This window comes from Mesorhizobium sp. M2A.F.Ca.ET.037.01.1.1 (assembly GCF_003998075.1).
GTDB lineage: Bacteria > Pseudomonadota > Alphaproteobacteria > Rhizobiales > Rhizobiaceae > Mesorhizobium.
Window position 1 is genome coordinate 1 of sequence record NZ_RZSA01000882.1, and the last position, 2,781, is coordinate 2,781.

The window sequence follows — 2,781 nt, forward strand, 5'->3', positions numbered from 1 at the left end:
ATATGTGAGGCATCGCCTTCATTACGAATCCCCACGCGTCAAGGCTAGCGGGAGGCCGGCTGATGTAACGCTGATGCTCTGCCGCATAGAGTTTAGGCTCGACGGCACCGATGACGCTATCGGCGATCTGATCCTGTAGCGTGAAGAAATCAGCCAGCTCGACGTCGTATCGCTCTGTCCATACTTGGCGCCCTCTGGAGGTGTCACTCGCCTCGGCGCTGATCCTGAGCCGCTGACCCGAGCGGCGGACACTGCCGCCCAGCACGTAGCGGACTCCGAGTTCACGCCCGACCTGTTTCACGTCGAGCGCCTTGTTCCTGTAGCTGAAGGACGAGTTGCGGGCGCAGACGAAAAGCCACCGCAGCCGCGCCAGCCGCACGATGATATCTTCAGCGAGACCGTCGGCAAAATATTGCTGCTCGGCATCGTCGCTCAGGTTGACGAAAGGGAGCACGGCAATCGAAGGCTCAGGCTCCGCAGAATTTCGCGCGACTGCTGCCTCGTCGAGCCTCTCGATCGCGCCGGTGAAACGGTAACCAACCCGCGGAACGGTTGCGATCCACTCTGTTCCGTCTGCCATGGAGCCGAGAAGGCGCCGAAGGGACGCGACCTGGACCGAGAGATTGCTTTCCTCGACTGCGGTCCCCGGCCAAGCGGCGTCCAGTAGTTCGGACTTGGTCAGGACCTCACCGGCGTTCCTTGCCATCGCCGATAGGAGCAGCAGCCCCCGGTAGCTGATCGCGACAGGCAGGCCCTGCCTCAGAAGCGTTCCCGCCTCGGGGCTGAGCACAAAAGGACCAAATGCGAGCCGCTGCTCCGGCATTGCGAGACATTATGTGTTTTCGGCGATTTTCGGAACTGTTCGGCCGCGCTTCGATACGTTTTGCAGGCGGCCCGACATCTTGGCTCCAGCTCAGCCACAGGAGAGCGTGCAATGCCTGGGAGCCGCGATTACCCGACGATAACAACTGAAGCCCTAACTATACGGCCGGCTCAAAGCCCTCCCGGACGAGTGGAGGAGTTCCGTGCCGCGCTCGATCGCTACATGGCCTTCTATGCCGAACAACAAAGACACTATACAGAGTCCGTCGAGCGGTCTGGCGAACCCGCAGGCTCGTGGCTGCGCATGCGGAAACGTTCAAAGTCCTGGTGGGACCTTTCGCCGGTGAAATAATCATCGTCTGCGCGATCATAGTGTCGGATGTAACGCGCCTGCAGGTGGTGACGCGTATGGTCGAGCTCGTTCCCGACTTCGAGAGGCGATTTCCGGCAGGCCGTACAACGCTCTCATGAACAAGATCGATCTCGCCGAAGCTGCCGGCACGCCGGGATCGTGGAAGCCTTTGGGGAGCTAGCCGAACTATCCGCCGCCGGCAACTATAGCTGGGGCTCCAATCACGGGCTGCGTTTTAAGACAGCGGTTTCCCTTACGGAACTCTTTGCCCGCAGTGACCGTTTAGCGGTTGATGGCACTGGCTGACGACATCCAAATGGCGGAACGGCACGTTCTGCAAGCGGAGCGGCACATCAGGTGCCAGCGGGCGCGCATCGCCGCGCTGAAGCGCCGCCGGTTGCCGCGGGGCAAGGCATCCAACTTTCTGCAATTGCTTGAGGATGCGCAATCGATGCACCTCCAGCACCTGTCGAGGTTGTTGGAACAGGCATCACGCGAAAGAACCAAGGCCGGTTTCGCTGCCGCCGTCGCCCTTGCTGCGGAGTGATCCGCCTGCTGGAGTCTTTTCGAACGTCGGGTTTTCGGAAGCTTGGTACGCCCAAGGGGAATCGAACCCCTGTTCCCGCCGTGAGAGGGCGGTGTCCTGACCGCTAGACGATGGGCGCGCTCAAGAACCGGCTACATAGGCTGGCGGCCGGGAAAAAGCAACTGGGGTTTCTGACGCCTGAACCACTTTACGGATTGGCTGTGTCAGGACTGCCGTTTCGGCTCGATCAGGTCCCAGAGATTGCCATGAAGATCGGAGAACACCGCCACCGTGCCATAGGCTTCGTGGCGCGGCGCCTCGCGGAACTCGACGCCTTTCGCCAGCATCGCCTGGTGGTCGCGGGAAAAATCGTCGGTCTCGAGAAAGAGAAAAACCCGGCCGCCGGTCTGGTTGCCGATGCGGCTGGCCTGCTCCTCGCCGGAAGCTTCAGCCAGGAGCAGCCGCGCGCCCTGGCCCTTGGCCGGCGCGACGGTGACCCAGCGCTTGCCGCCGCCAAGGTCGACATCCTCGATGAGCACGAAGCCGAGCCGCTCGACATACCAGCGAACCGCCTCGTCGTAATTGCCGACGACGAGCGCGACGGTCGCAACGCTGCGGCGTTCGGCAAAGCCGCTCATTTGTTGCGAATCGCGAACTGGCCGATGATGCGGCGCTCGGCGATGTCGTAGACGAAGATCGACCGGCTGCCGTCGGCAAGCTCGGTGTCGATCGACAGGCGGTTGCCGGAGAGCGACTGGCTGACCACCTTGGCGCCGACGGGAAGCACGATGTCGCCGGAGAGCGACGCGCCGGCCGGAACCTGGACATCGCCGGCAGGCGCTGATCCGGCCACCGGTGCGTTGCGGGCTTTGTAGACAAGCGCGCCGATCACCACCATAAGGGCGAGGAACAGAAGGCCGAGATTGACGATCATGAAGCGGACGAGCTTGCGGCGCACATTCTCGGCCGCGGGGTCGAGCGGCTTTTCCTCATCTTCTTCGGCGACCGGCCGGGCCATGGCTAAACAATCCGCAACGGGTTTCGATGAGCGCTCATAACGAAGAGACCCCGATATTGATAG

At 62.1% G+C, this 2,781-nt stretch carries 4 protein-coding genes and 1 tRNA gene; 1 reads left to right on the forward strand and 4 read right to left on the reverse strand.

What is annotated here, in order from left to right; genetic code table 11:
- Positions 1 to 823, reverse strand: an 823-nt coding sequence (locus tag EOA27_RS30670; RefSeq protein WP_189562160.1) for a winged helix-turn-helix domain-containing protein, incomplete at its 3' end; no start/stop codon positions are given.
- Between the two features lie 643 nt (positions 824 to 1,466).
- Between EOA27_RS30670 and EOA27_RS30675 the strand changes: the two genes are divergently transcribed.
- On the forward strand, positions 1,467 to 1,721 hold the full coding sequence (locus EOA27_RS30675; RefSeq protein WP_127258012.1) for a hypothetical protein: 255 nt from the start codon (positions 1,467 to 1,469) through the stop codon (positions 1,719 to 1,721).
- A gap of 43 nt (positions 1,722 to 1,764) precedes the next feature.
- On the opposite strand, the gene EOA27_RS30680 is transcribed toward EOA27_RS30675, so the two are convergent.
- The 3 genes from EOA27_RS30680 to EOA27_RS30690 form a co-directional block, all read right to left on the reverse strand.
- A tRNA-Glu gene (locus EOA27_RS30680) sits at positions 1,765 to 1,839 on the reverse strand.
- Between the two features lie 85 nt (positions 1,840 to 1,924).
- On the reverse strand, positions 1,925 to 2,338 hold the full coding sequence (locus tag EOA27_RS30685) for a VOC family protein (protein ID WP_126080838.1): 414 nt from the start codon (positions 2,336 to 2,338) through the stop codon (positions 1,925 to 1,927).
- The gene (locus EOA27_RS30690; RefSeq protein WP_126080837.1) at positions 2,335 to 2,718 is read right to left on the reverse strand and encodes a fimbrial protein; all 384 of its coding nucleotides are present in this window, start codon (positions 2,716 to 2,718) and stop codon (positions 2,335 to 2,337) included. The genes EOA27_RS30685 and EOA27_RS30690 overlap by 4 nt, the downstream gene beginning before the upstream one ends.
- Positions 2,719 to 2,781: the final 63 nt, after the last annotated feature.

Bases quoted from the DNA above. Each gene is read 5' to 3' on its own strand.
- EOA27_RS30685 (WP_126080838.1), bottom strand. From the start codon at position 2,338: ATGAGCGGCTTTGCCGAACGCCGCAGCGTTGCGACCGTCGCGCTCGTC.
- EOA27_RS30675 (WP_127258012.1), top strand. From the start codon at position 1,467: ATGGCACTGGCTGACGACATCCAAATGGCGGAACGGCACGTTCTGCAA.
- EOA27_RS30690 (WP_126080837.1), bottom strand. From the start codon at position 2,718: ATGGCCCGGCCGGTCGCCGAAGAAGATGAGGAAAAGCCGCTCGACCCC.